Source organism: Longimonas halophila, from assembly GCF_002554705.1.
GTDB lineage: Bacteria > Bacteroidota > Rhodothermia > Rhodothermales > Salinibacteraceae > Longimonas > Longimonas halophila.
The window spans coordinates 69,051-95,119 of record NZ_PDEP01000005.1 but is presented as its reverse complement, the minus strand read 5'-3'; the positions used below and the strand labels follow the sequence as shown (position 1 = coordinate 95,119).

22 protein-coding genes are annotated in these 26,069 nt (G+C 62.0%); 8 read left to right on the top strand and 14 right to left on the bottom strand.

Translation table 11 applies throughout. The annotated features are described in order from the left end of the window. Positions 1-181 precede the first annotated feature (181 nt). From rlmN to CRI93_RS06670, 5 genes are all read right to left on the bottom strand, one after another. Positions 182-1,240 (bottom strand): dual-specificity RNA methyltransferase RlmN, encoded by a 1,059-nt coding sequence (rlmN, locus tag CRI93_RS06690; protein ID WP_098061853.1) that lies wholly within the window; start codon positions 1,238-1,240, stop codon positions 182-184. A 137-nt stretch (positions 1,241-1,377) separates the two neighbouring features. Further along, entirely contained in the window at positions 1,378-2,163 is a 786-nt protein-coding gene (locus CRI93_RS06685; RefSeq protein WP_098061852.1) for an ABC transporter permease, read from the bottom strand. Positions 2,164-2,181: 18 nt separating this feature from the next. Beyond that, on the bottom strand, positions 2,182-3,141 hold the full coding sequence (locus CRI93_RS06680; protein ID WP_098061851.1) for an ABC transporter ATP-binding protein: 960 nt from the start codon (positions 3,139-3,141) through the stop codon (positions 2,182-2,184). Between the two features lie 18 nt (positions 3,142-3,159). Continuing rightward, a complete protein-coding gene (cyoE, locus tag CRI93_RS06675; RefSeq protein WP_098061850.1) occupies positions 3,160-4,104 on the bottom strand; it encodes a heme o synthase in 945 nt (314 codons plus the stop codon). A gap of 66 nt (positions 4,105-4,170) precedes the next feature. Next, entirely contained in the window at positions 4,171-5,187 is a 1,017-nt protein-coding gene (locus tag CRI93_RS06670) for a COX15/CtaA family protein (protein WP_098061849.1), read from the bottom strand. Between the two features lie 185 nt (positions 5,188-5,372). Here CRI93_RS06670 and glmM point away from each other — a divergent pair, with 185 nt between their 5' ends. Beyond that, positions 5,373-6,776 carry a phosphoglucosamine mutase gene (glmM, locus tag CRI93_RS06665; RefSeq protein WP_098061848.1) on the top strand — a complete coding sequence of 468 codons (1,404 nt, stop codon included), beginning with the start codon at positions 5,373-5,375 and terminating at the stop codon, positions 6,774-6,776. A 264-nt stretch (positions 6,777-7,040) separates the two neighbouring features. On the opposite strand, the gene CRI93_RS06660 is transcribed toward glmM, so the two are convergent. The 5 genes from CRI93_RS06660 to CRI93_RS06640 all read right to left on the bottom strand — a co-directional run bounded on the left by CRI93_RS06660 (position 7,041) and on the right by CRI93_RS06640 (position 12,689). Next, positions 7,041-9,734 carry an AAA family ATPase gene (locus CRI93_RS06660; protein WP_098061847.1) on the bottom strand — a complete coding sequence of 898 codons (2,694 nt, stop codon included), beginning with the start codon at positions 9,732-9,734 and terminating at the stop codon, positions 7,041-7,043. A gap of 43 nt (positions 9,735-9,777) precedes the next feature. Next, positions 9,778-10,200: a PIN domain-containing protein gene (locus tag CRI93_RS06655; protein WP_098061846.1), complete on the bottom strand. Its 423-nt coding sequence runs from the start codon at positions 10,198-10,200 to the stop codon at positions 9,778-9,780. A gap of 3 nt (positions 10,201-10,203) precedes the next feature. Further along, on the bottom strand, positions 10,204-10,422 hold the full coding sequence (locus tag CRI93_RS06650; protein ID WP_098061845.1) for a hypothetical protein: 219 nt from the start codon (positions 10,420-10,422) through the stop codon (positions 10,204-10,206). 191 nt (positions 10,423-10,613) lie between these two features. After that, entirely contained in the window at positions 10,614-11,858 is a 1,245-nt protein-coding gene (locus CRI93_RS06645; RefSeq protein WP_098061844.1) for a metallophosphoesterase family protein, read from the bottom strand. A 45-nt stretch (positions 11,859-11,903) separates the two neighbouring features. Continuing rightward, positions 11,904-12,689, bottom strand: coding sequence for a DUF481 domain-containing protein (locus tag CRI93_RS06640; RefSeq protein ID WP_098061843.1), 786 nt, complete (start codon positions 12,687-12,689; stop codon positions 11,904-11,906). 351 nt (positions 12,690-13,040) lie between these two features. Here CRI93_RS06640 and CRI93_RS06635 point away from each other — a divergent pair, with 351 nt between their 5' ends. Continuing rightward, a complete protein-coding gene (locus CRI93_RS06635; RefSeq protein ID WP_098061842.1) occupies positions 13,041-14,483 on the top strand; it encodes a glycine--tRNA ligase in 1,443 nt (480 codons plus the stop codon). Positions 14,484-14,751: 268 nt separating this feature from the next. Then, positions 14,752-17,466, top strand: a complete 2,715-nt coding sequence (locus CRI93_RS06630) for a TonB-dependent receptor plug domain-containing protein (RefSeq protein WP_098061841.1) — start codon at positions 14,752-14,754, stop codon at positions 17,464-17,466. A gap of 281 nt (positions 17,467-17,747) precedes the next feature. On the opposite strand, the gene CRI93_RS06625 is transcribed toward CRI93_RS06630, so the two are convergent. The 3 genes from CRI93_RS06625 to CRI93_RS06610 form a co-directional block, all read right to left on the bottom strand. Next, positions 17,748-18,086 carry a BrnA antitoxin family protein gene (locus CRI93_RS06625; protein WP_098061840.1) on the bottom strand — a complete coding sequence of 113 codons (339 nt, stop codon included), beginning with the start codon at positions 18,084-18,086 and terminating at the stop codon, positions 17,748-17,750. Positions 18,087-18,237: 151 nt separating this feature from the next. After that, positions 18,238-19,266 carry an alcohol dehydrogenase gene (locus CRI93_RS06615; RefSeq protein ID WP_098061838.1) on the bottom strand — a complete coding sequence of 343 codons (1,029 nt, stop codon included), beginning with the start codon at positions 19,264-19,266 and terminating at the stop codon, positions 18,238-18,240. A 138-nt stretch (positions 19,267-19,404) separates the two neighbouring features. Next, complete coding sequence (locus tag CRI93_RS06610) at positions 19,405-20,589, bottom strand: CaiB/BaiF CoA transferase family protein (RefSeq protein WP_098061837.1); 1,185 nt, start codon at positions 20,587-20,589, stop codon at positions 19,405-19,407. 204 nt (positions 20,590-20,793) lie between these two features. Here CRI93_RS06610 and CRI93_RS06605 point away from each other — a divergent pair, with 204 nt between their 5' ends. The 5 genes from CRI93_RS06605 (at position 20,794) to CRI93_RS06585 (ending at position 25,312) form a co-directional block, all read left to right on the top strand. Then, positions 20,794-21,276 carry a single-stranded DNA-binding protein gene (locus CRI93_RS06605; RefSeq protein WP_245850373.1) on the top strand — a complete coding sequence of 161 codons (483 nt, stop codon included), beginning with the start codon at positions 20,794-20,796 and terminating at the stop codon, positions 21,274-21,276. A gap of 51 nt (positions 21,277-21,327) precedes the next feature. Next, positions 21,328-21,861 carry a single-stranded DNA-binding protein gene (locus CRI93_RS06600; RefSeq protein ID WP_098061835.1) on the top strand — a complete coding sequence of 178 codons (534 nt, stop codon included), beginning with the start codon at positions 21,328-21,330 and terminating at the stop codon, positions 21,859-21,861. 286 nt (positions 21,862-22,147) lie between these two features. Next, positions 22,148-23,686 carry an acyl-CoA dehydrogenase family protein gene (locus tag CRI93_RS06595; protein WP_098061834.1) on the top strand — a complete coding sequence of 513 codons (1,539 nt, stop codon included), beginning with the start codon at positions 22,148-22,150 and terminating at the stop codon, positions 23,684-23,686. A gap of 249 nt (positions 23,687-23,935) precedes the next feature. Beyond that, entirely contained in the window at positions 23,936-24,652 is a 717-nt protein-coding gene (gene purQ / locus CRI93_RS06590; RefSeq protein ID WP_098061833.1) for a phosphoribosylformylglycinamidine synthase subunit PurQ, read from the top strand. Between the two features lie 6 nt (positions 24,653-24,658). Next, positions 24,659-25,312 carry a rhomboid family intramembrane serine protease gene (locus tag CRI93_RS06585; RefSeq protein ID WP_098061832.1) on the top strand — a complete coding sequence of 218 codons (654 nt, stop codon included), beginning with the start codon at positions 24,659-24,661 and terminating at the stop codon, positions 25,310-25,312. Positions 25,313-25,329: 17 nt separating this feature from the next. On the opposite strand, the gene CRI93_RS06580 is transcribed toward CRI93_RS06585, so the two are convergent. Next, positions 25,330-26,028 (bottom strand): HAD family hydrolase, encoded by a 699-nt coding sequence (locus CRI93_RS06580; protein ID WP_098061831.1) that lies wholly within the window; start codon positions 26,026-26,028, stop codon positions 25,330-25,332. Positions 26,029-26,069: the final 41 nt, after the last annotated feature.

Here is a 26,069-nt window from a genome sequence, read left to right as displayed (position 1 = left end):
CCACTACCAAACATTGCTCAAGATCTCCGTTGCACTCCCAGTGCCGATAGCATTCGGCACTGGGAGCCGGGGGACAGGACGCTACACACGTATCCGCCTCGTGACGTGAGGATGGATGTACGTATGGATGGAAGGACGTTCTCCTCGTTCACCTTCCCATACCTCCACCCTTCTACCCCTATTAGGCATTGGCAAGCTGGCCACAGGCTGCGTCGATGTCTTGCCCCCGGCTCTGGCGTACGGTGACGGTCACGCCTTCCTCAACCAGCGCCTGCACAAAGCGGTTGAGCTGCTCGGTTGTGGTGCGCTCAAAGGGAAGGGAAGGCACCGGGTTGTACATCAAGATGTTAACCTTCGACGGCGCCCACCGTGTGATCTCGGCCAGGTTCTTGGCGTCCTCTACCGCATCGTTTACGCCTTCGAACAGGCAGTACTCGTACGTGATGGGCCGCCCGGTCGTGTCCGCATAGTAGCGAATGGCAGCTTCAAGCGCATCCAGGCTGGTCTTCTCGGACTGGTTGACGGGCATGATGGCGCTGCGCTGCTCGTCGGTGGGAGCGTGTAGCGACACGGCCAGATTAGTGCGCGGATCGTCGTCGGCCAGGTCGCGGATGCGGCGGGCCAGCCCCACGGTGGAAATGGTGATGCGGCGCGGCGACATGTTGAGCGTGTCCTCATCAGTGAGCAGCGCTACGCTCTGTAGCACCGCATCGTAGTTCAGCAGCGGCTCGCCCATGCCCATGAACACGACGTTGGACACCGCGCGCCCGTAGCGCTCTTGGGCTTCCTGGTTCATGACCCACACCTGGTCGTAGATCGCGCCGGGCGAGAGGTTTTCCTGGAAGCCCATGAGTCCCGTTGCACAGAACGAGCAGCCCATGGCGCATCCTACCTGACTCGATACGCACACCGTAAGGCGCTGTGCCGTGCCGAGGGCGTCGAAGCTGGGGATGAGCACGGTTTCGGCTTCGCGTCTGGAGGGCAGCGTGAAGAGCGCCTTGGAGGTGCCGTCGTCGCTCTGCTGCATGCGTTTCACTGTGATCGACGACACCTGGGCTACCTCGCCCAGGCGGCTGCGCAGCGATTTCGACAGGCTGGTCATTTCGGCGAAGTCGGTTTCGCCGCGGGCATAGATCCAGTTGTACAGCTGGCGCCCCCGATACGATGGTTCATCCAGCGTTTCGACGAAGGATTCCAGATCAGTGCGGCCCATCGTCTTGAGGTCGACCCGGTCGGCCATGGTACAGCAGGGGCTTGAGAGAAAGTCAAGTGCAAAAGAGGCTAACGTGCACGCTTGCCCACGCGTTTCTGGAGGCGTGCCGCTGTGCTGTGTATCCTCCCAACTAAACCCGTGCCGTTTGCGCTATGCCGTTTGCGCTATGCCGTTTGGTAGAGCGGACGGTGCACGCTCCACACGGCGATGCCGACCATCACGGCGGCAAAGCCCCAGGTGATGGCCATGCACAGGGCTGGATCGGCGAGCACGGCAGGAGGATCGGGGTAGAGGCCGTGGCGGAGTCCGCTTACGGCGTAGGAGACGGGATTGGCGTACATCAACTCGCGGAGGCCGGGGGCGGCGCTGTCGAGGGGAAACATGGCGCTCGACAGAAACCAGAGCGGCAGCAGAAAGAGGTTCATGATGGCGTGGAAGCCGCGGGTGGTATCGGTGCGCCAGGCGATGGCGCTGCCCAACGCGGTAAACCCGATGCCTACGCCCAGGCAGATGGCGGTGACGTAGAGCACGCCGCCCACGGTGAGTCCGGGCCCGACCCACGGCCACACGGCGACAAACAGGAGGGCCTGTACCGAAGCCAAAAGAGTGCCGCCCAGCGCGTTGCCGAGTACGATGGCGGTGCGCGAGGTGGGGGCGATGAGCACGGTCTGCAGGAAGCCAGAGGCCCGCTCTTCCACAATAGAGATGGTGGAGAAGATGGCGGTGAATAGCAGCACCAGGGCCAGAATGCCGGGGAAGAGAAACTCGACGTATCCGACAGCTCCAACGGGCGAATTGGGCATCTGGAACGCGCCCTGGAAGCCGAGTCCGAGCAGCAGCCAGAACGCCAGCGGCTGCACGAGCACACCCGCCACGCGGCTGCGGTCGCGCACGAACTTCAGGATTTCGCGGCGGCAGAGCGCGGCAATGGTCAACAGAGCGGTAGGCATGAGCGGGGTGAGCGGGGGTTACGCAGAGTAGGCGGGAGCAAGGGAGGCGCGGTCGGCATCGAGGCGGGTGCCCGCGTGCGCCATGAACACGTCTTCGAGCGTGGGGGGACGCACGGTTGCGCTCTGGATGCGGTCGCCAAACGCGGTGTAGAGGGCACTAACCAACTGGGTCGCGTCGTCGTGCAGGAGCTGCACGCCCTGGTCGAAAGCATGCACGGTGCCGCCAAAACGGGCATTCACATCGCGGGCCAGGTCGTGCGGAGCATCGGTGGCCAGCCAGAGCATTTCGTCGCCCAGGGCGGCGCGGAGCGTGGCGGGTTGGCCCTCGACCACAAGCTCGCCCTCTGAGAGGATCGCGACCGCGTCGCAGCGCTCGGCTTCGTCCATGAGATGGGTGGCCACGACCATGGTGGTGCCTTCGGTAGCCTGCAGCGTGCTCACTGTCTCCCAGAAGGAGCGGCGCGCCATGGGGTCGAGTCCGGCAGTGGGTTCGTCAAGAAGGAGCAGGTCGGGCTGATGCAGCAGGCCGCGCGCCAGGTCGGCACGGCGTGCGAGTCCGCCCGAGAGCGTATCGACGGCGTCATGGGCGCGGTCGGTGAGGTCGACATGCTGAAGCACCGTGTCGATGCGTGCGCGCAGAGCGGCGCCATGGAGTCCGTAGAGCGCGCCCTGAAAGGCCAGATTCTCGCGGATAGTGAGCGTGTCGTCGAGGGCTGGCGACTGGAACACCACGCCGATTCGCTGACGCACAGCGGCGGCCTCGGTCTCTGTAGAGGCCCCAAACACCTTTGCAATGCCTTTGGTGGGCGTAACGAGCGTGGCCAGGATGCGAAAGAGCGAGGTCTTTCCGCTTCCATTAGGGCCTAACAGCCCAAAGAGCGCCCCTTGGGGCACAGAGAGGTGCACGTGTTGAAGCGCCTGCTGCGCGTTGTTGTAGCGCAGCGACACGTTATCTACATGGATGGCGGGGACAGACATGCCAGAGGCGGCGCAAGACTACAGAAACCAGTCGATTGTAAGCAGCGCCACAAGTGCCGGAATGTACACAATGGACGCCTTTAGTACACGACGCGCACGGATACCGGTGCGTTCGCGGTGGAACTGGAGGGCCGTGTAAAGAAACCAGCCACCCAACGGAAGCACGCCCGCCAGGTAGAGCCATCCGGCGGGACCGAAAGCGGTGGGCAGCGCGCTGGCTCCCAGAAGGAGCACGGTAAATGCAATGGTTTGATACGCCGTTGAGTCGCCCGAGGGTTCTTCGACGGGCAGCATGGCGTAGTTGCCCCGGGCGTAGTCGTTGCGATACATCCAGGCCAGCGAGAGGAAGTGTGGCATCTGCCAGCAGACCAGAATGGCAAAGATCGCCCATCCGGCGGCGCCGAAGGTGCCTGTGGCCGCTACGTATCCCCCCAGTGCCGGAAGCGCGCCGGGAATGGTACCGATGATCGTGTTGTACGTGGTGTGGCGCTTCAGCGGGGTGTACACGTACAGGTACAAAATCGCTGTGAGGGCGGCCAGCACGGCGGTCGGCGGATTCACGAGCGGACACAGAATCCCCACGCTGGCCAAGACCAGTCCGGTACCCATCCACTGTGCGTGTGCCAGCGGAATGCGTCCGGCAGGAATGGGGCGGTCGGCGGTGCGCTTCATGGTGGCGTCGAAGCGGTGCTCCATGCAGTGGTTCAGCATACCGACACCGCATGCACACATGCCCACGCCCAGCAGCGTGATGAGCAGTGTGCCCCCATCGAGGCTTGTGGGACTGCCCAGCAGAAAGCCCGCAAACGCCGACACCGTCACCAGAAACGAGATTTCGGGCTTGGTCAGCGTCAGGTAGTCGCGCAGCACCTGGCGCCACGGACGGGCGGAATAACCGGCCTGATCGGCTGTGGCGGCACGCACCGACGGGACATCTGAAGAGGCAGAAGAGCGCTCAGGCATGAACGGGGGGATACGATGGGAAAGACGAAGATGGCAAAGGCAGGTAGCACATGGAAAGTGGCGGACTTAGGCAGGAGTCGACCGCTCAGTGAGCACGGGTTCGCTTTTGGGAGCCCCCGTGTCGCCCGGAAAGTCGGATGCAGCAGCCGGAGCCAGGCGGTGGCTCCACAGCGCCAGTGCAATGGTAGAGGCAAAGAGCGCTGCACCCACCACCAGATGAGCCACCGTGAGCACCACCTGTGCGGTGCTCCGTATCTGCAGGGCCGACTCGTGAATCAGCACCAGGTACGCGGCCAGTCCAAGAGCAAACTGCACACCTACGGCCCCCAGCACCACCCAGGCGGTACGCCGCAGCGGGCGGTACGCTGTCCAATGCTTCTGCACGTAGACAAACGCCGCAAAGAGCAAGCCCGTCACCACGAACGCACCCGCAATGTGCAAGATTGCGAAGCTGCCCGAGAGCACCTGTGTGGAGTGCCGCAGCATGGCGCCAATCACAATTTGCAGGTAGACGCCTGCCGCGGCAGCCCACGCCAGTATGCGCATGGTGCGTCCGCGCGGCCCATCCGGCAAGATCGAGCGGCGCGAGCGCCAGGCATCGGTTGTAAAGACCGCCATGCTCACCAGCAGGGCGAAGAAGAGTTGTGCTGTACAGGCATGTACCGCTGCAAGCGTCGAGGAGATTTCGGTGACGCGCAGCCCGCCCAGCACGCCCTGCGTGGTAACCAGCACCACGGCAAAGAGGCCCAGTTTACGCATCCAACTGCGCGGATCGGCCCACCATGTCCACCCGGCCAGGGTCAACGTGAGCATTCCCACAAGCGCGCCCAAGAGCCGGTGGCCGTGCTCCGCCAGCACCGGAATGTTGCGCCACCACCGCACGCTGGGATCGTTCGGATCGTACATGCCCGTGCGGAACGGATCGTACGAGCCAAACGTCGCGGGCCAATCGGGCACCGCCAGCCCGGCCTCAATGCTCGTTACCCAGCCGCCCCACGAAATGAGCGCAGCCGTCACCGCCAGCGTCAGATAGGTAAAGCGCCGACGCCATGTCCAGCGCCAGGGAGCCGATTCAGTCGTCATAATGCACCGTTGCAGCGGACGATAAAAGAGTGGTGTTTGGAAGCAAGGATACCTTCACAATTGGATGCCCGTTCCATTAAGAGCGGTCGAACGAGCACGCTGGTACCGAACAAGTACGGACCTCATGCCTACGTTGAAGCGCCTTTTCGCATCCAACCGATCCGTTCTACAAACGACGCATTCACATGGCTTCCTCCTCCGTTCTCATTGAGTCCGTTTCGGGTATTCGGGGTATCATCGGACGCGGGTTCGACCCTGGCGTAATCGTTCGGTACGGCATGGCGTTTGGCGCGTGGTGTCGTGAACAGGCCGAGGCCCTGGACCGCGAGCCGCTCGTTGTGGTGGGCCGCGATGCACGTCCGAGTGGCGCAGCATTTCAGCGTATCCTCATGGGCACGCTGCAGAGCATGGGCTGCGATGTGCTCGACGCGGGCTTAGCGCCTACGCCCACCGTTGAGATGGGGGTGCTGCAGCACAATGCCGCAGGTGGCGTCATCCTGTCGGCCTCCCACAACCCACTCGACTGGAACGCGCTGAAGCTGCTCGACCATAACGGCGAGTTTTTGGATGCCGAGGCAGGAGCCGCCATGAAAAAACGATCGCAGGGGGATGCAGCAGCCGTCGTCTCGCACGACAAGATGGGCACATACACCCAGGCCGATCTCGTGCCCGCCCACATTGAAGCCATCCGCGCCCTGTCGTACATCGACCCGGCATCCATCGCAGCGCGCGACCTTACCATCGTCGTCGACGGATGCAACTCCGTGGGCGGGGTGGCGCTTCCGCTGCTCCTCCAGGAGCTGGGCGTCCGCGACACGCAGATCGTGCGGCTGTTCTGCACGCCCAACGGACAGTTCGAGCGTCCGCCCGAGCCGCGCCCGGACCATCTTACCGCACTGGCTGAAGCCGTGACCAGACACAACGCCGACCTGGGCCTTGCTGTGGACCCCGATGCCGACCGCCTGGCCCTGGTCGATAACAAGGGCCGCATCATCCTCGAAGAACTCACCCAGGTGCTGGCGGCCGATTTCCTGTGGCGGCGACGCGAAGGCGCATTCGCCACGAACCTCTCCTCCTCACGTGCTATCGACGACGTGGCCGTGCAGTACAACCAGCCGGTGCATCGGTCGGCAGTCGGCGAGATCAACGTGGTGCAGGCCATGAAGGCGCACAACGCCATTCTGGGCGGCGAGGGCAACGGCGGCGTGATTCTGCCCGAACTGCACTACGGGCGCGATGCGCTCGCAGGCACGGCCCTCATCGTGCAGCACCTGGCGTCCACCGGAAGCACACTCGCCGAACTCCACGATGCCATGCCCACCTACGCCATGGCCAAAGACAAACTGCCGCTCGACGGCCTCGATGTGGACGCGCTCCTTGCCACACTCGAATCTGCATACGCGGGCGTCTCCAATGCCTCCCTCGACACGACCGACGGCCTGAAGATTGATCTGCCGGAAGGCTGGGTGCATCTTCGCGCCTCGAATACCGAACCTATTCTGCGCGTGTACACCGAAGCCCCCACCCAAGACGACGCACAGGCTCTTGCCGATCGCTTCAAAAAGGAACTGCAAGCACTGAATACATGATTCGACACGGAGGGTCGGACGCAGGAGCGTTCTCTTCCCTATCGCACCGACGGAGGACCGTCGATGCCAGGTCCTGTGATTAATCTCGCAACCCCACACTGCCTCGCGACGAGCGGGAGAAGAAAGAGAATCAACACCTCGTCGCATGGCTCCGCCGTGCGACGAAGGCCATTCAGGGGCTCTGCCCCGACTCCGTGCAAGAAATAGCGGAGGTCCGGATCAGGTGCGTGCCCCCTATCAAGTCACGCCATCGGGAGCTTCGCGTTACGCATCAGGCGGAGATGGCATCGTGATGACGTTGGCGTCGAGCGCCTCGCGTGCTTCCTCCACGAGCGGGCGGTGACACGTAAAGAGGAAGACCTGGCGCGTATCCTCCCACGCTCGCAAGAGGCGGTAGCCAGCCTGGCGGCGCGTGGTGTCCCAGTTCACGAGCACCTCATCCAGGCACATCGGCAGCGGCTCATGGCCCGCGTCCAGGTGGTCGACCAGTGCCATGCGCAGCGCCAGGTAGATCTGGTCGCGCGTGCCCCGGCTGATAGGCGCGCTCACCGGCTGCGGATCGGTGCGGTCTGCCGCGTAGACAACGAGGCGGTCGTCGTCTTCGCGCCACTCGATGCGTGTGTAGCGCTCTTCGGTCAGGGTCGACACGTAGGTCGAGGCCCGCTGCATCACATCGGGCTGATGCCGCGTGCGAACGGCGCGGTCGGCCTCGCGAAGAAGCGTAGCCAGAAGCGTCAGGCGGTCGCGCTCGGTGCGTACGCGCTCCAGTTCGGCATCAATCGAAGCAATGTCGCTTTCGATGACGGCCATGGTGGGCTGATCGGCCAGCTCGCGCAGGGTGCGGTCGTGTTCGTCTTTCTTGGCACGGGCTGTTTGTAGCGCCTCGGCCACCGCGTCGAGACGCTCGCTACGGGCTACGCGCTCCTCATCTGTAGCGGCCAGCGCGGCCTCGGGATCGTCGAGCGCACGGATTTCGTCGCGTAGCTCTTTCCAGTTGGGGTGATGGCGGCGCATGCGTTCGTGGGCCTCGCGGGCCCGCTCAGCGGCAGCACGTCGGGAAGCAAGTTCGGCCACGCCATCGTCCCAGTCGCCCGCGCCCAGGTCTTCGATAAGTGCGCACAGCGCATCGTGCTCGGCCTGCTGCGTGTCTTGCATCGACTGGAAGCGTTCGATGCGCGCTTCGACCATGGGCAGCACGGGCTCGGCATCTTGGGCGGCCTGGATGCGCGCTTTGGCATTGTCGAGCCGGGCTTGCAGGGCGTGCACCTGCGCACGCCAGTCGTCGTGCGTGTCGGTGATGTCGGTGCTGTGGGTGGTGCTAAGCAGATCGGTCCAGGCGCTGCGCTCGTCGGCCAGGCGCGTGCGGCGCTGCTCAACGCGGGCCTGCGCCTGCTCTACGTCGCGCACGGTCTGCTGCAGCTGTTGCAGGTCGTGGGCCAGCGCCGGGGTGGGGGCGTCGAGGCGTTCGTCGGGAAGCGGGAGCGCGTCGAGCAGCGTGCGTACGTCGCGGGCACGGGCTGTGGCCTCGGACTGCTTCCGCTCCAGGTTGAGGGCGTCGAGGCGCTCGGCGTGTGCGGTGGCACGCTCTTTGGCATGCCAGCCCCAGACCCCTGCCGCAACAAGGAGCGCTCCGGTTACGGACAGGGCCAGCGTAGATCCGGTAAGGATGTACGTGAGCAGCAGGAGCCCTCCGCTTCCCCCTAACGCCCATACGGGCAGCATGGAAGCGGTGCGATCGGGGTGCAGCGTCTCGGCTTCGGCCCGGGCTTCGCGCAGGATAGCGGCGGCCTCGGTGTACGCCTGGATGCGCGTGCGCAGCTCGGACAGGCGCAGCGTTTTGACGGCCTCCGCGAAGTCATCTTGCCACGACTCGCTGAGGCATTCGGCGGCCTGTTCGCGCTCGGCACGGGCACGGCGCACGGCCTCGCGGTCGTCAGCCAGCGTGGCACGTTCGGTTTCAATGCGCTCCATGCGCTGCGGCCATGCAGCAATGTCGGCGGCATGGCGAACAAGAGCGTCATCTGCTTCGGTACGCGCATCGAGCGCCTTCTGGTGCGTGGTACGCTGCTCGCGGAGCTGCTCCAGCTCGTCGGCACGGGCGTCCAGGTCGGTCTCTAACGCAGCACGTTCCTGCTCAGGATCGCCGATGTGGTCGTACGGCGAGAGGTCGCCGGCCTCAGCTTCGTTCTGTTCGATCTGCTTCAAGAACGTGTAGACCGGACGCAGGCGCTCATCGCGGTGCTGGGCGATGCGAAGCTGGGTCTGCTCGGCCTCCAGGGTAGCAATCTGCTCCACGCGGTCGGCGCGCTTCTGGTGCACGGTGCGCATCTCCTCGTCGCGGGCACGGGCTTTCTGGAGATCACGGTAGAGGCGCTCGCGGTCGGCATGCAGCGCCTGGGCCTCGGGGGTGCCGCGCTGGTCGGCTCGCCACAGCGCGTTGGCCTCGTCGTCGAGTTCGCCAATAACGGCCCGCGCCGGGCGCACCGTGTCGACGCTGACGGCGCCGAGCAGGCGATCCTGGATTTCGGCCCAGGCGTTCTGCTCGTGCAGCGTCACCAGATCGCCGAGCGTGAGGGCGTACACCGTCTCGTAGACCGAGCGCGACACGTGCGTAACGGGGGGCAGCGTTTCGTTATTCAGGATGCGCGTGTGGCCTTCGTCATCGGTAAGCTGGCCCTGCGGACTGCTCTGCAGGCGGCGTTGCACCGTAAGGCGATCCCCGTTTTGCAGGCGCAGCCCGGCCTCGCCGCTGATGATGGCCCCACTGTGAGGCGCATACGGATGGCGATCGGGCGCGGGCGGGTACAGCCCGTACAGCATGGACTGCACAAACGAAAAGAGCGCGGTTTTGCCAGCTTCGTTGGGGCCGTAGACGATGACAACCGGCGCATCCAGCGCCTCGAACGTGCAGTCGCGCAGCGGGCCGTAGGCGTCGATGGTACAGTGGGTTAGGTGCATACTGACGACGTGACGATGGGGGAATGCGATTGGGTGGGGAGGATTACTGACTGGGGCTTGGATCGAAAAAGCGGTCGAATCCTTGTGACTGGAGTCCCGCTTTCAGACGCTTATCCCCCGTCCACAGAAGCCCGTTCACCTCGATTGTAATGGCGACGTGCGGGGCGTCGGTTTCGTCTATATCTCGGCAGAGCTTGTACGCTTGTTTTCGGACTTCTGGCGAGATCAAGTCCTCCCTGTACAGCTCTACCCTTCGGATCAGTCTATAATAGAGTTGGGTTATCGATTCATCACTCAGCCGACTCACCTGGGCGATTTTCTCTCTATGATGAAATAGCTCAGTTAACACGAGTTCGTTGACGACAAACCGGTGCTCTCCCTGCAAAATTGTATCTGCAAAGAGCGTATCTGCCCTCAGGAGAGCCGAGAAGAGTATGTTGGTATCAACAACAACAACGGTGGGCACGACTTATTCAGTATACTTTTCTTTAACCTGATTCCACACCGCTGCATCAACTTCATCAGCGAGCACGCGGATTTCTTTTGGAGTGATCTCGCTCTCCGTTTGCAGCGCGTTGAGTTCTATGTAATCCAGAAGACGCGACAATGCCGACGAGTCGACTAATTTACGGTTGAATCGGACGACAATTTCTTCTTTGTCATGCTCAATGCGGAATGGCTTCGACATAGCATCCAAGGGTTCTGGCAGTAGGGGAGCACATCGTGATGTATTGGACCCGTTGCTCATGTGCGAGTTCAGTTTTCCGGGATTTGGCTGGCGCTCGGCACCCCCGCGATCCAGCGCAGAGGCGTGTGGTGGAACGCCTCCCGAATGCTTTCGGGGCCGTTCGCCACAGGAGCACGACGTTAGGTGGAAGGCTACTCTGCATCCACCAGCAGCCGAGTGAGCGCCTCGCGGTCGAGGCCCATGAGCAGGCCGCGCAGGTAGGCGCGGCGGGCGGCGGGCGTGGCGTGGCCGGGATGCGCCCACGAGATGCGCTCCGCCAACTCGTTCAGGTAGTCGTCGTCGGTGCGAATGTCTTCGATAAGCGCAAGGACTTCGCCCGCCAGATGCGGCTCGTCTTCATGCGGAGCGACTTCTACCGGCGGCGTGAGCATGTCGGGCACAAGCTCCACATCGAGCACATTCAGGCGGGCGGTCAACTGCTTGGCGAGGGCGCGGCGCTCCCGCTCGTCGTGTAATGCATTGGCCATGGGACAGGCCCCACGCAGGCGGACGCGCACCATCCACTCGGTCGTCAGCGCCTGCGTGTGCACCGCCTGAAACGCGTCCTCGATGCCTCCCGCCAGCGCATCAACCGACGCCACATGCGCCAGGTCGTCGAGCACAAGCGTATGCCACCGGATGGGCGCAAACGGCTGCACGGTCACATCTGGCAGGCCATCTGGGGGGATGCGTACTAGCAAGCCGCCCTTGACGCCGGTTTCGGTTGGATTTCGTCCTTGCAGATTGCCCGCGTAATAGGCGGGCACATCCGCATTGACCTGCTGCCCCCGGTGGACGTGTCCCAGCGCCCAGTAATTGTATCCTGTACGCTGCAGATCGGCCGCCGTGCAGGGCGCGTAGCGGTCGTGGGCCGCTGCGTCCTCGGCGTCTTCCAGGTGCGCATGCAACAGTCCCACGGTTGGCACATCGGCCTCGGCCTCCGGAAAGCGGATGGCGAGATTCTCGGAGACCTGCGCCCGCGGATGCCCGACAGCCACCACCTGCCCAATGCGCTCCCCATCATCATCGGTCAGGGGGATGACACGCGGTTCGGCGCTCCGAACCAGATGCACATTCGCAGGCCAGTCGATCGAGGCAGCACGTCCGCGCGCCGGACCCGGATCGTGGTCGCCGGTGGCATAGACAACCGGGATCGATGCCGCCTCCAGCCGGCGCAACTGGTCGAGTAGGGCACGTTCAGTCATGAGGCCGAGCCGGTCGGCATCGAACAGGTCGCCGGCAATGAGCACCGCGTCGACCGGCTCCTCAATGGCGCAGTCCACCGCGTGCTCGAAGGCGGTCTGCTGCGCCTCACGCAGACGGCGACGCAGGTCGAGCGTGCGCCCGGCGTAGATCGTGTCGAAATGAACGTCGGCCAGATGCAGCAGCGTGAGCATGAACGAAAGCGGTTGACAACACAGAAGAGAGGCAAAGGGCGGCGCTTACCACGTAAAGGTAATGCCGTTCGTCCACGACAGCGTCCAGTCCGACACCTCGCCGGGCGGGCGGCTGTCGTAGCGCGTGTTCAGGGTGATGCGCAGCATAAGCGCCTCGGTAATGCCCACGCCCAGGCGCGTTTCGTTGAGCAGCCGCACATCCGCAGGCACAGCCACCCAGGGCTGCACATACGTAGTGCTTATCAGAAAGGTGCGGTCGCTCAGGCGCAATCGGGCGTTCAGGTACTGGCTGATACGCAGGGCGTTCGTTCGAGCAGGATGCGCCCCCACCCGTTCCGCATCCAGCCGCTCGCGCTCAAACATAGGCGTGATACCCAGAAAGAGGCGCGCCGGTTCGGTATTCAGCAGGCGGAGGCGAAGCCCGGTGCCCACAAGCGCACGCAGATTCAAGAGCGCAAAGCTATCGCGTTCGAGCTGCGTAAACGCCTCAGCCACAAGCGGCCCGCTAAACCGGTAGTTGTAGCGCAAATGCGCAAAGGCCGCATCGCGGAAGCGGCTTCCGTCGCTCTCGCCGTAGCGCACCTCGCTCACAATGAAGGCGTAATGCGGCGCATGAAGCACATCGAGGCGGGCGTCAGCCCCAACTTCGATGAGTTCGGTGTTGCCACTCTGTATAGCCACCGATCCGCCTACGGCCCCGCCAATGCCATCGGCTTCCAGCTTGCGCATGCGCTCGGTGTTGACTTGCGCGTTGGCGGGATGCGCAAGAAGAATGCCCGCGAGCAGTATAGCGGCAGCACACCCCCATCGGTATCCCATGAAATCAAGCATCAGGCAAACTGGGCAATGAGGGCAAGGCCGCCAATAATCGCGGTAAGTACAAGCGCAGCGATGATGATCTGTCGTTTAATGCGTCGGTTCATAATGTGAACACGATTCGTGGGAAGCACAACGGAGTCCAGACCGACTACCGCGTATGACACGCGATCTGGAGACACAAGATCGGGCGTAGTTGCACGTTTTGCAAGTGAAACCTGCCCACTTGCTGTCTGGTGCTGCACCGGCTTTTCAACGTGATGCGTTGCATCCCCTGCCCCAAACGCCTACGTTATAGGCTGCACGGCGCATACGTGCGCATTGCTTTGTTGTGTTTGGCCTTTTCGAATCCCTCTTGATACCGATATGAGCGATCTGTTCGACACCATCGTGTCGCTGTGCAAGCAGCGCGGCTTCATCTTCCAGTCGTCCGAAATCTACGGCGGACAAGCCGCCACGTACGACTACGGTCCACTGGGGGTGGAGCTAAAGCGCAACGTCAAAGACCTGTGGTGGCAGGAGATGGTGTACGGCCACGGCGATGTGGTGGGGCTGGATGCGGCCATTATGATGCATCCGAAGACGTGGGAGGCTTCGGGCCACACCGAAGCCTTCAACGATCCGCTGATCGACGACAAGGCGTCGAACCACCGTTACCGCGCCGATGAACTGATTGAAGACCACATCCGCGACCTCCGCCAGGACGGCGACATGGAGCAGGCCGAGGCGGTGTACGAACGCCTCGTGGCCGCCCTCAACAGCGACGACATGGCGGGCAACCTGTACGACATCATTCAGGACGAGGAGATCCGCGCCCCTCGCTCCGGCGCCTTCGACTGGACGCCCGTGCGGCAGTTCAACCTGATGTTTGAAACCCACGTGGGGCCCGTTGCGGAAACCGGCGACCGCATCTTCCTGCGTCCGGAGACGGCCCAGGGCATCTTTGTGAACTTCCAGAACGTGCGCGAGCCGGCGCGCCAGCACGTGCCGTTTGGCATTGCCCAGATCGGCAAGGCCTTTCGCAATGAGATTGTGGCGCGGCAGTTTGTCTTCCGGATGCGCGAGTTCGAACAAATGGAGATGCAGTACTTCGTGAAGCCGGGCGAGCAGCTCGACTTCTTTGCGGAGTGGCGCGAGAAGCGCATGGCGTGGCACAAGCGCCTGGGCGTGCGCCCCTCAAAGCTGCGCTTCCACGAGCACGAGCAGCTCTCGCACTACGCCGACGCCGCCGAAGACATCCAGTACGAGTACCCGATTGGCTGGAAGGAGGTGGAGGGCATCCACTCGCGCACCGACTACGACCTGAAGCGGCATCAGGAGTACTCGGGCAAGAATATGACCTACTACGATCCGTTCGAGCAGGAGAAATACATCCCGTACGTGGTCGAAACCTCGGTCGGGCTCGACCGCACGGTGCTGATGCTGCTCTGCGACGCCTACGACGAGGACGAGGCCAACGGCAACGAGCGCACGGTGCTGCGCTTTCACCCCGAGGTCGCGCCCATCCGCGCCGCGATCTTCCCACTCTCGAAGAAGAAGGGCCTGCCCGACATCGCCCACGACATCGAGGCCGACCTGCGCCCGCACTTCAACGTGATGTACGACGAGCGCGGCTCCATGGGCAAACGCTACCGCCGCATGGACGAAGCCGGCACGCCGTTCTGCATTACGGTGGACTTCGACACGCTCGACGACCAGCAGGTCACCGTACGCGACCGCGACTCGATGGAGCAAGACCGCGTCGCCATCGACCAGCTTACCGCCTACATCAACGACCACTCCACCGGCTGGAGCCGCGAGGACGTATAGCCTTTCGTATAGGTTTCAGGTACAGGGGGATGCGTGGGCTTCCGCCCGCACCCACTGATGCACACGACACGACGCATAGCCGCTCTGATGCTGTGTCGCTCTCCGTAGCGACCACCGGAGCGGCATGTGCATGGGAGTGCCGCCTGTCCGCACCGCCCATCTTCATTCCTGGGATGCCGAGTCATCCTCTCTGTTGTATTTACCTAACACCCACAACGCGCTTTTTATTTAGCGATCTCTTCCCCTTCATTCTTACATTCTATCCCATATGCAAAATTGGAACGCACCATTGAGCCTCGGACTGCTTTTCGGCATCCTGCTTGTGCTCATCCCTTCAACAACAATCGCCCAACAAGCCCCCAACGCCCCCGCCACTTCGGTGGCCGACACATCCAATGCGACGCCCGAATCCCTGCAACGGGGATACGCGGGTGCTGTCGTTGACAGCACGGACTTTGGATACACGGCGTTCTCGGTCAACCGCGCCCTGCAGGGCAAAATTGCTGGCGCCTACATCACGCAGACTAACGGCAACCCTGCAGGCGGGATGTCCGTGCGGATGCGCGGCCCCAGCACGATTCTCGGAAGCACCAGCCCGCTCTACGTGCTGGATGGCATTCCCATTAGCAATGCCTCTCGCGAACTCATTGACCTGGGCGGACGCACTCAAAACCGCCTTATCGACCTGGCGCTGCACGATGTGGAACGCATCGAGGTTATGAAAGGGCCGGCCGGCCAGGCGCGCTACGGCGCCCGCGCCAGCAACGGGGTCGTACAGATCTTCACCAAGCAGGGTACCCCCGGCGCGCCCCGCGTTACGTTCTCAACGCGGGTGCAGACCGAGGCGGTGCGCAACACGCTGGATGTGAACATGGCCCAGAACGAACAGGGGCAGTTTCTGGACAACTTCGGCGACCCGCTCCCCGAGGGCGAGCGCCGCTGGGACTGGCAAGACTTCATCTACGACCGGGCCTATGGCACCGAGCAGGCGCTCTCGGTATCGGGCGGATTCGGCGACACGCGGTACCGCGCCTCGGGCTCCCATTTTGCCAATCAGGGAATCGTTGAGGGCAACAGCTTTCGTCGCCTAAACGGACGCCTGCGCTTCGACCAGACGCTAAACGACTGGGCCACGCTTACCGGCAGCGCCACCTACGCACGCAGCACCACGCAAGACATCCCGAACGGTGATTTCAATCGCTCCTATGGCGCTCTGAGCGATTTCATCTTAGGCCCGAACACGTTTGACCCGCGCCCCGCTAACGATGGCACCTTTCCCAGTCAGGGCTTCGGGCTCAATCCGCTGGAAGTCATTGACCGATTTGACTTTACGCAGACCACCAACCGGTTTATCGGGAGCGCGGCACTGAATCTACGCCCGACCGAGCATCTAACCGTCGATTACGTGCTGGGCCTGGATACGTATGAGCATGATGCAATGGCGCTCATACCCGCAGGCATCACCTCGTTTTCAGAGGCGTCACGCGACTTCCCGCCCCGATCTGACCGAAACATAATGCACACCCAGCAGCATGTGAACAGCCGCTTGGACGTGCGCTATGTCGCAGATCTTTCTTCTACGCTCCAGTCCACCACGCACGTAGGCGGTGCCCTACGCCATGAGACCGGAACGAGGAATGAAGAGGAGATTCAGGGTATGCCTGGAGACCCACTTTTTTCCATCGATGCCAATACGTTCGAAACCGAGTACGATGTGTACAGCGGATTCGTGCAAGAGACGCTAACCTGGAAGGACCGCCTCGTCCTTACCGGGGCCGGGCGCGTTGCTTCGTATCCCTCGTTCGACGACAGCGGGCTCGCATTCTACCCGAGCGCGCGCCTTGCACACACGCTCTCAGAGCAGTCGTTCTGGAGCGAGAGCGGTCTGAATCGCCTGTTTCCGCGCTTTACGCTGCGGGCTGCAGTCGGCTTTTCGGGTGGACCAGCATCCGTCGCTCCGTTTTACCGAAGCCGGTTTACAGGCGTGACGCCCGAGCGCACCCGTGAGGTAGAGATCGGCGCAAACGCACACCTGCTTAGCGACCGCGTGGCCGTGGACGCCACCTACTACAGGCAGCGCACCAGCGACCTGCTGGTGAGCGTGGGGCTGGAATCGGCCCCGGAAACAAGCGCCGGCTTTCCGGTCTTCTCGAATGCAGGCACGCTCACCAACCGCGGTATCGAGCTCTCGGTGCAGGCACAGGTCGTGGATCGAGCCCGTACGAACTGGACCTCCACCATCAACTTCAGCCGCAACCGCAACGAGGTCCGCGATCTGCTGGAAGACATAGCCTACTTTCCTAACTCGTTCGAACTTTCGGGAGCGACAGATGGAGAAGCATTGGGCGTCTTTTACGGCACCACATTTCGCCGCGATGCCCAGGGCAATGTGCTTGACATCGCCGGAAATGTCCTGGTCGAAGACGACGGCGTCTGGCGAGTCCGTGACCCGTCGGCCCCTGATGCAGCAGGGCGCGGCATCCCTGTGCCTGATGCTCCGGACATCATTGGCGATCCCAATCCCGACTTTGTGGCGTCGTGGATCAACGAGGTGGGGATCCGCAATTTCGACCTGCGTATGCAGTGGGATGCGGTGGTGGGTCACGATGTCTTCAACTACTCGCGATTCGCAGGCACACAGCCCATAAGCGGCACCTCCTCCATCTACGAACAAGAACTGGAAGGCACAGTGCCGATGGGATATTCGCAACAGGCCTTCAATATAGATGAGCACTGGGTGGAAGACGGCTCGTTTCTGAAGCTGCGAGAAGTCAGCGCCGCCTACACCGTGCGTCCGGCCGCCGCGCGCATCGAGCGCGTGCGCTTCACCCTCACGGCCCGCAATGTGCTCTCCATTGACGGCTACAACGGCTACGACCCCGAGATCAACATAGGTGGACAACGCACCGGCGTTCGCAGCCTGGATCTGGCTACAGTCCCCGTTCCGCGCACCTTTTCGCTTGGGCTCACTGCCGTGTTTTAGAACCTGTTTTGATTTCTTATTTTGGGCTCTGAGCGGCTCCGCTGGGCTGCAAATTGCCCCTAATCTCGGCCCGTAGCCCCAGCTACGAACCTCGATTGGGGTCCAATTTTCGCCTCAGCGGCCCTCGCTCTCGCCGTCAAACCAAAACCCAAACAGGTTCTTAATGTGTTTGGGGGATGCGCAGGCACTGCCTCCTGCTCGCTGCTCCGTCGCATCTCTCGTAAATGCTTCAACGCCCGAAGGGCCGCCCTCTACATGGAGCGGCCCTTCATCGTTTGGGGTTAGGGCGAGCGCGAGGAACGCTCATCCTGTATGCGCTTGGCAATTACGAAAGTTTTGAGCACATCGTTGATTCGGCTCTGATAGCCGTCCCCCTCGCGCTTGAAGTATGCGATGATGTCTTCATCAAGCCGTATCGTGATGCGCTTCTTTGTAGAGGAAGGCACCACCGACTGTGCAACCTGAAACCAGTCCGCATCTAACGCATGCGCATCGGGGTCGGCAGCTATATCTTGCTGGATCTCAGCATCCGTTTTCGCTTGAAGGGCCTTCCAGTCGGTCTGGCTTTCCATTTCCTTCAACTCGTCATCAGACACTTTTGTAGTAGTGTTCTCGCTCATAGTCTCGTGCGCGTCTTGCTGAGATAATTCGATAACGGCCGTCGCGTAATGTGTACACAACCACAGCGAGTGGTCCTGACCAGCGCTCAGGAATGCTCTCGGGACCGTTCGGCTCAGGCTCAGGGCACCGTACATGATTGAGCCGGAAACGCTATGCGCTCAGGGGCGCGTCATGATCCGGCACGAGTACGACCCGAAAGCGCGCCTCGTTGTTGATCATACGGTCGTAGGCAGCGTCGGCCTCCGAGAGCGGGTAGGTCTCAATCATCGGAGCGACGTCGTTCAGGGCGCTAAAGTCGAGTGTGTCCTCCGAGTCGGCGGCGGTGCCGCTGGGCCAGCCCGCTACGGACTTGCGTCCCATGATGAGATCGAGCGGCGACACCTCAATCGGTTCGCCCGTAGCTGCTACCACGAGCAGTTGGCCGTCGCGCCCAAGACCGCCCACCAGTTCGGAAATTGCCTTGCTGTTGGGTGCCGTCGCCAGAATCACGTCGGCCCCGCCCAGCGCTTGTAGTGCCTCCGCCGGGTCGTGCGCCGTTGTGTCGATGTAGTTGTTCGCACCGAGCCCGTATGCCAGCTCTTCCTTGTCGGTACCGCGGGAGAGCGCCGTCACCTCGCATCCAAACTGACGCGCATACTGCACCGCCAGGTGCCCCAGTCCGCCAATGCCCTGCACCGCCACATGGTCGCCCGGCTGCAGATCGCCATTGCGGAGGGCGTTGTACGTGGTGATGCCCGCGCATAGGAGCGGCGCCGCGTCGGTGTAGTCGAGTCCGTCGGGCATCGACGCCACCGCTTCCTGCGGTGCGACCATGTATTCGGCATAGCCGCCGTCGTAGGAGATGCCGCAGATCTGCCCGTTTTCGCAGTTCACGAAGTCGCCCGCGCGGCACGCCTCGCACTCGAAGCAGTGGCCGCCGTGCCAGCCTACGCCAACGGACTGCCCAACCGCCCACTGCGATACATCGTCGCCAACCGCGTCGACCACGCCGGCTACCTCGTGCCCTGGCACACGCGGATACTCGATACCGGGCATGGCACCGTCTTTCACGAACGCGTCGCTGTGGCAGATGCCGCATGCATGCACTTTCACGCGCACCTCGCCCGGACCCGGTTCGGGAATGGGCTGCTCAACGACTTCGAAATTGCCCCCGGCTTCAGGGACTTGTACGGCTTGCATTGTAGACATACGACGTGTTGGATGTAGGGAAGTAGAGCAACGAGTGTAGGGCCTGTAATTTGATGCTCCATCGCGCCGTTCCGCACTGTGGATGCTTGTAGCAGATCTGTTGGAGATCCCTCCACACGCCCTGCGCAGTTATGCTATTTGGATGACGCCCTCCTTCTCCAACGCATCGATTGCTCCCCGCGCATACCCGTTTGCTTGCAGAACCGACGTGGTATCGGCTCCGAAATGCGGAGGCGGCCCCATCTCTTGTGCTACATCCTCAACGGCTCCGGGCATCGTTTGTCGGAGTCCAGCGGGATGCGCGGCATCGCCTGTACCCAGCGTCATCGCGGCAGCGTGCGGGTCGTTGAACACCGCCGGAAGGACACGTACCGCTCCTGCAGGTACCCCGCGTTGGTGCAAGGCGTTCAGCAGCGCATCTGCCGACTGCTCGGCCAGCCTGGGGCGCAGAACGTTGTCCAGCGCTGCGCGATGCTGCACGCGGGCAGCGTTGGTGGCGAAGCGCTCCTCCTTGGCCAGCGCCGGACGGCCCAGCACGTCGCAGAGCGCCGCAAACTGGCGATCGGTGCCCACGGCCAGCACGACCGGCGTGTCAGCGGTGGCGTACGCCGTACCGTACGGCGCAATGTTCGGATGCGCCGAGCCCATCCGCTGTGGCACATGATCCGTGTTCAGGTAGTTGGTCGCCTGATTGGCGAGTCCGCTCACCGCCGCCTGCATAAGCGAAACAGGTACATATGCACCCTGGCCGGTTTGCGTGCGGCGCAGCAGTCCCACGAGCAGGGCTTCTTTCAGATGGTGCGCGGCCAGCACATCCATGAGCGCCACCGGCATCTTGGTAGGCGGCCCATCGGCAGATCCGTTCATCGCCATGAACCCGCTTTCGGCTTGAATGACGGCATCGTAGCCCGGACGCGGGTTGTCCGGTCCGTATCCGGTGATGTGTCCATACAGCAAGGCCGGATTGAGATCGCGCAACGTGTCGGCATCAGCCCCAAGTGCTGCGGCCTGCCCCGGACGGTAGTTTGCAATCACGATGTCGGCTTCCGTAACCAGCGTGTGCAGCACATCCTGTCCACGTTCGGTACGCAGGTCGAGCGCGACCGACTGCTTGCCGTAGTTGCAGCAGCAGAAGTAAGCCGAGCGGTCGTCGGGCGGGGTTTCGTGCGGCAACGTCCACCGCCGTGTGACGTCGCCTTGCGTACGTGGGTTTTCGACTTTGATGACGGTGGCGCCGAGTTCGGCGAAGAATTGCCCGACACTGGGCCCGGCCAGTACACTGGCCAACTCGATGACGGTGCACGATTCGATCATAGCACGACGTGGGATCTACAGGAGGAATCTACACAAGAGGGATGCGCAGACGTGTCAACGACTCCGATGGAGGGCGCCGTTCCGCAGCATTGCGTCCGTGCAATGTCCTCAGGCCCCTATCATTCACGTTATGTTTATACGCGCGATGTGTCTACAACGTCCAGGCCTTAATGTGCAGTGTGGCTTGCCCGTCTACTTCTTTCTATGCAACCTTCTAATCCTATGGCACGTGGCGTAAACAAAGTCGTCTTGGTGGGCCGACTGGGTCAGGATCCCGAACTCAAATACACCAACAGCGGAACCGCAGTGTGTACGTTCTCGGTAGCAACCAATGATTCGTACACCAACCGCGACGGCGAGCGCGTTGACACCACTGAATGGCATAACATTGTGGTGTGGGGCCGCCTGGCGGAGATCTGCGACGAGTACATCGACAAGGGGCAGCAGGTGTATCTGGAAGGCCAGTTGCAGACGCGCTCTTGGGAAGACCGTGATGGCAACAAAAGGTACCGTACCGAAGTCAAGGCGCAGGATGTTGTCTTTTTAGGTGGATCTGGCACCGGAGGATCGTCAACGCAGTCGAAACAGCGCTCGGAGGCCGTGCATGAGCCGATGGATGAAGATGAATACGCATCCTCGGAGAAGGTACCTGCTCCGGATGAACCCAACGGCGCTCCACCGTTTTAACGAAACCAGATAGTACGTATCTTACCTGTTCACACAACGCAACCACCCACTATGGCACGCGGCGTAAATAAGGTCATCCTGGTCGGGCGACTGGGTCAGGATCCCGAACTCAACTACACCAACAGCGGCACAGCAGTGTGCAACATGCGCATGGCTACCGGCGACTCGTATACCAACCGTGACGGCGAGCGCGTCGATACCACTGAATGGCACGATGTGGTCGCGTGGGGCGGACTCGGCGAAACCTGCGGCGAGTACCTCGAAAAGGGCCGCCAGATCTATGTGGAAGGCTCGCTCCAGACCCGCTCCTGGGAAGACCGCGACGGCAACAAACGCTACAGCACTGAAGTGAAGGCCCGCGACGTGATCTTCCTCAGTGGCGGTGGCGACGGCGGACGACGAGGGGGCGGCTCGGGTGGAAACAGCAACCGCATGAATCAAGACAACGGGCCCGGCAACTTCGACCAGCGGCGCCAACCGCGTAAGGGGCAGCAGCAGCGCTCCCAGAGCGGCGGCAACCAGGGCGGCGGGCAAAGTCAACAGCAGGACGATTCGTTCGAGCCCGACGACGACCTGCCGTTTTAAGGCCAGTCGTGCAGTCGAATGCGCAGCAAGACACGTGCAGTAACGCTGTCTTGCGCGTCCCCTGTACTTATTGCTGATACCGCATGTGGGGATGCCCGTCCGGGCCGTCCCCACTTTTTTGTGGGAGACCGTTGCTTTCGGCATGCAACCGACTGCTATTCCTTAATAAATCTGCGATTATTTCGAGTTTGTCGAGTATCCATTGGAAATGTAGCGATCTTTCGACGCTGCATCTGGTACCGTTACATATGCGTACCATATTCCGATGATTGCGGCCCCGTAGCTCATGAGTATTGCCCCCTACCTTTCGGACGACATCCGTTCGTCCGTTGACTTTGATTCGTTTCTTGACACGTTTCGCGACAAGCTGCGCACGGTCTTTCGGGAGCGCAGCGATGCCGATGCGGTGAGCCTCACACGGGGGCTCCCGCCCTACATGATGCGCGAAGTGCAGTCGGCCACGCCACTGGCCACCTTCATCCCCGAAGAGTACGGCGGGCGCGGCGGCCATGTGCATGAGTGCCAAGCCATTCTGGCAGCCGCCTCGTACGAGTCGCTCGCGCTCTCGCTTACCTATGGCATCAACGGCGCGCTATTTTTGCAGCCCGTTACGAAGTATGCCAACGAGGCCGTGAAAGGCCCGATCTTCGAGCGCTTCCTGAAAGACAAGAATATGGGCGGGCTCATGATTACCGAGCCCGACTACGGCACCGATGCGCTCAACATGCAGACGGCGTATACCGAAACCGAGCAGGGCTACCAGCTCAACGGCACCAAGCACTGGGCTGGGCTTACCGGATGGGCCGACTTCTGGCTCATCACCGCACGCCGCCAGTCGGAAAGCGGGCAGCTGAGCCGCGATATCGACTTCTTCATCGCCGACATGAACCAGGCCGAGCAGATGGTGGAGGTCGAGGAGGTGTACCAGAACCTGGGGCTCTATCTCATTCCGTATGGCCGCAACAACATCGATCTGACGGTGCCCCGCACGCACAAGCTGGAACCGGAAAGCACGGGCATTAAGATGATGCTCGATACGCTGCACCGCAGCCGCATCGAGTTTCCAGGCATGGGCATGGGCTTCCTGCAGCGCATCCTCGACGAATCCCTGGCCCATTGCAAAAACCGCCATGTGGGCGGACGCTCGCTCTTCGAATACGACCAGGTGCGCAAACGCCTGGCCTGGATTCAGGCGGCCTTCACGGCGTGCTCCGCGATGTGCCTGCATACCAGCGAAACTGCCGCTCTCGAAAACAACCTGGTGGGCGACAACCTGGGGCCGAATTCCACCAAGGCCGTAGTCACCGACCTCATGCAGGATGCCGCGCAGTCGTTCCTGCAGCTCTCGGGCGGACAGGGCTACCGCCTCGATCATCCCGCCGGGCGCGCCACCGTCGACAGCCGCCCGTTCCAGATCTTTGAGGGCTCAAACGACGTGCTCTACCAGCAGATCACCGAAACGGTGCTCAAGCACATGCGTCGCGCCAAGGTCAGCAATGTAGGCGCGTTCCTGCGCGACTTCGCCCCCACTCGCCGCGCCGCCGATCGCTTCGACGGGGCCTTCGACTTCTCGGTCGAGGCGTCGTCGCTCTCGCAACGCAAAAGCGTAGAGCTGGGTCGCGCGCTGGGTCGCGTGGCTGTCATGGAGTATATCGTGGAGATGGGCGATCGGGGCTTCCGCAGCGACCTCATCTCGAACGCGCTCCACGTGTTCACCCAAGAGGTGCAGCGCCTACTCTGCTCCTACCACACCACTCCAGAGCCGCTGCCCATCGAAGCCTACGACGATGCCGAGAGCAGCTGGCTCAACTTTGTGGATGCATAGCGTATATCGGGGTTGTTTGGAGAGATGCATGGGCCTGTGCTCAAGCGTACAAATCCACGCATCCCCTACAGCTTCAGTCCTCACGCACAATCCCCGTTCTCCGTGTCGGGCAGTTACTCCGTAGCGGGCGGCTGCCTGGCGCATGTGGGGGCCTCATGCGCTTTTCACGTGCGGGTGCTGCGCATCCGCCCCACCTGTTCGCTACGTTGGTAGACGCCCATTGCTCTTCCGCTTACGCCCTGCTTAGCCATGGCCCGATTTGGCATCGTCACCTTTCCCGGTTCAAACTGCGACCACGACGCGTATCACGCAGTAAAACACGTACTTGGGGAAGACGCTACCTTTGTGTGGCATCAAGACACGGATCTGAGCGCGCTGGATGTTGTTGTGCTGCCCGGTGGCTTTTCGTATGGCGACTACCTGCGCTCGGGGGCCATTGCCCGGTTCTCGCCAGTCATGGATGCCGTCGTCGACTTCGCAAACGCGGGCGGACTCGTGCTGGGGGTGTGCAACGGGTTTCAGGTGCTGTGCGAGGCGGGGCTGCTGCCCGGTACGCTAACGCGCAACAACTCGCTGCGCTTTGTCTGCAAGCCTACCGCCGTGCGCGTTGAGCGCATTGACGCGCCGTTTACAACGCAGTATGCACCGGGGCAGGTGCTTTCGCTTCCGGTGGCGCACGGCGAAGGCCGATACGTAGCCGACGATGCCACCCTCAACGCGCTTGAGTCCAACAATCAGGTGCTGTTTCGCTACACTGACGCCGACGGGCGCATGACCGACGCGGCCAACCCGAACGGCTCAATGCGCAACATTGCAGGCATCTGCAACGAAGCCCGCAACGTGCTCGGGCTCATGCCACATCCCGAACGACACGTCGAACTGCTCCTGGGCTCCGATGATGGACGCCCGCTCTTTGAATCGCTCCGTGCATCGGTCAACGATGCGGTGCCCACGTCTGCTGCGTAATCTGCTATGGTCGAGATGCCGTTCGAGGGTCCTATTTCGCTTGTTGATGTGCCTGTTACCACGGCACTGCTCCTGGCCAATATTGTGGTGAGCTGGTATGTGCTCTATCGGAATCCCCGGCTGCTTGACCCGCTCTCGTTTCAGCCGTATCGGATTGCTAACTACGGCGAGTACTACCGCTTCTTAACGGCAGGCTTTGTGCATGGAAACGGCGCGCACCTGGCCGTCAATATGATCACGCTCTTCTTCTTTGGCCCTGTACTCGAAGGACTGCTGGGAGCATTTGGGTTTTTGGTGCTGTACGTGCTCTGCGAGATTCTGGCGCATACGGTAACCTTCACTTATCATTATGACGATCCACAGTATGCCGCAATTGGCGCCTCGGGGGCAGTAAGCGGGGTTGTCTTTGGCTTCTGTCTCTTCTTTCCCCTGGAGCTGCTCTACCTCTTCTTTATTTTGCCTATTCCCGCTGTGCTGTTTGCGGTGGGATACGTGGTGGGATCCATCTACGCCTCCAACCGAAACCAGCGCGCCGGGCAGCGTGGCGGTATTGCGCACGAGGCGCACATCGGTGGGGCCATTGCAGGGATCATTGTCACAATTGCGCTCGACCCGCGTGCACTCGACTCGTTTGTCCAGACGATGTCTTCCCTGTTGTAGTCGATCCGTGCGCTTTTCTAAAGCACACGGCGAAGCAGATCAGACCAGTCGGAGAAGGTGAATCCGTGCGCAACAGACGTGTGCGGCGCGGTGTGTGGCGTGTACCAGGCCATCTGCCAGCCCGCACGAGCGCTGCCTTTCACATCGGAGGTGTACGAGTCGCCCACGTACAGAATCTCGCCAGGCGCAACACGAGCTTGCTCAGTGGCATGGGCAAACACGGCGGGATGCGGTTTGAGGTGACCCACTTCTTCGCAGATAATCACGGAAGCGGAGGCGCGGCGTAGCGCTGGAAACTGATTCATTTTGCGCTGCTGGGTCTCGCTGAATCCGTTGGTGAGAATGCCGACCCCATATTGGTTGGCGATCTGGGCAAACGCCTGCTGCGCCCCCGGCATGTACTGCCAGTGTGCGCCGTAGCGCTGGAGGTACCGCGTGTGCACAACAGATGCTTGCTCTGTGCCGGCTCCAAGCGCGTCGAGCAGGCGGTGAAAGCGCTGCTCCTTCACAGTGACCTTGTCAATGTCGCCCTGGGCGTAGGCCTGCCACAGCGGCTTGTTGATGCGATGGTACGTATCGTGCACGGCATCCAGATCGTGCCCGGTGAAGAGCACCGGGAAGTCGTCGATTACATCGCCCAGGGCGGCGCGTTCGGCGTGACGATGGTCGAGCAGGGTGTCGTCAAGATCGAAGTAGACAAAACGGATGGGCGGCATTCCGATGCGAACAAAATGAAACAGACACGTGAGCCATCAGC

Bases quoted from the DNA above. Each gene is read 5' to 3' on its own strand.
- CRI93_RS06640 (WP_098061843.1), bottom strand. From the start codon at position 12,689: ATGCTTGATTTCATGGGATACCGATGGGGGTGTGCTGCCGCTATACTG.
- CRI93_RS06685 (WP_098061852.1), bottom strand. From the start codon at position 2,163: ATGCCTACCGCTCTGTTGACCATTGCCGCGCTCTGCCGCCGCGAAATC.
- CRI93_RS06670 (WP_098061849.1), bottom strand. From the start codon at position 5,187: ATGACGACTGAATCGGCTCCCTGGCGCTGGACATGGCGTCGGCGCTTT.
- CRI93_RS06580 (WP_098061831.1), bottom strand. From the start codon at position 26,028: ATGCCGCCCATCCGTTTTGTCTACTTCGATCTTGACGACACCCTGCTC.
- CRI93_RS06650 (WP_098061845.1), bottom strand. From the start codon at position 10,422: ATGTCGAAGCCATTCCGCATTGAGCATGACAAAGAAGAAATTGTCGTC.
- CRI93_RS06595 (WP_098061834.1), top strand. From the start codon at position 22,148: ATGAGTATTGCCCCCTACCTTTCGGACGACATCCGTTCGTCCGTTGAC.
- CRI93_RS06600 (WP_098061835.1), top strand. From the start codon at position 21,328: ATGGCACGCGGCGTAAATAAGGTCATCCTGGTCGGGCGACTGGGTCAG.
- CRI93_RS06625 (WP_098061840.1), bottom strand. From the start codon at position 18,086: ATGAGCGAGAACACTACTACAAAAGTGTCTGATGACGAGTTGAAGGAA.
- cyoE (WP_098061850.1), bottom strand. From the start codon at position 4,104: ATGCCTGAGCGCTCTTCTGCCTCTTCAGATGTCCCGTCGGTGCGTGCC.
- CRI93_RS06635 (WP_098061842.1), top strand. From the start codon at position 13,041: ATGAGCGATCTGTTCGACACCATCGTGTCGCTGTGCAAGCAGCGCGGC.
- CRI93_RS06630 (WP_098061841.1), top strand. From the start codon at position 14,752: ATGCAAAATTGGAACGCACCATTGAGCCTCGGACTGCTTTTCGGCATC.
- CRI93_RS06610 (WP_098061837.1), bottom strand. From the start codon at position 20,589: ATGATCGAATCGTGCACCGTCATCGAGTTGGCCAGTGTACTGGCCGGG.
- CRI93_RS06645 (WP_098061844.1), bottom strand. From the start codon at position 11,858: ATGCTCACGCTGCTGCATCTGGCCGACGTTCATTTCGACACGATCTAC.
- CRI93_RS06585 (WP_098061832.1), top strand. From the start codon at position 24,659: ATGGTCGAGATGCCGTTCGAGGGTCCTATTTCGCTTGTTGATGTGCCT.
- rlmN (WP_098061853.1), bottom strand. From the start codon at position 1,240: ATGGCCGACCGGGTCGACCTCAAGACGATGGGCCGCACTGATCTGGAA.
- purQ (WP_098061833.1), top strand. From the start codon at position 23,936: ATGGCCCGATTTGGCATCGTCACCTTTCCCGGTTCAAACTGCGACCAC.
- CRI93_RS06680 (WP_098061851.1), bottom strand. From the start codon at position 3,141: ATGTCTGTCCCCGCCATCCATGTAGATAACGTGTCGCTGCGCTACAAC.
- CRI93_RS06605 (WP_245850373.1), top strand. From the start codon at position 20,794: ATGCAACCTTCTAATCCTATGGCACGTGGCGTAAACAAAGTCGTCTTG.
- CRI93_RS06660 (WP_098061847.1), bottom strand. From the start codon at position 9,734: ATGCACCTAACCCACTGTACCATCGACGCCTACGGCCCGCTGCGCGAC.
- CRI93_RS06615 (WP_098061838.1), bottom strand. From the start codon at position 19,266: ATGCAAGCCGTACAAGTCCCTGAAGCCGGGGGCAATTTCGAAGTCGTT.
- glmM (WP_098061848.1), top strand. From the start codon at position 5,373: ATGGCTTCCTCCTCCGTTCTCATTGAGTCCGTTTCGGGTATTCGGGGT.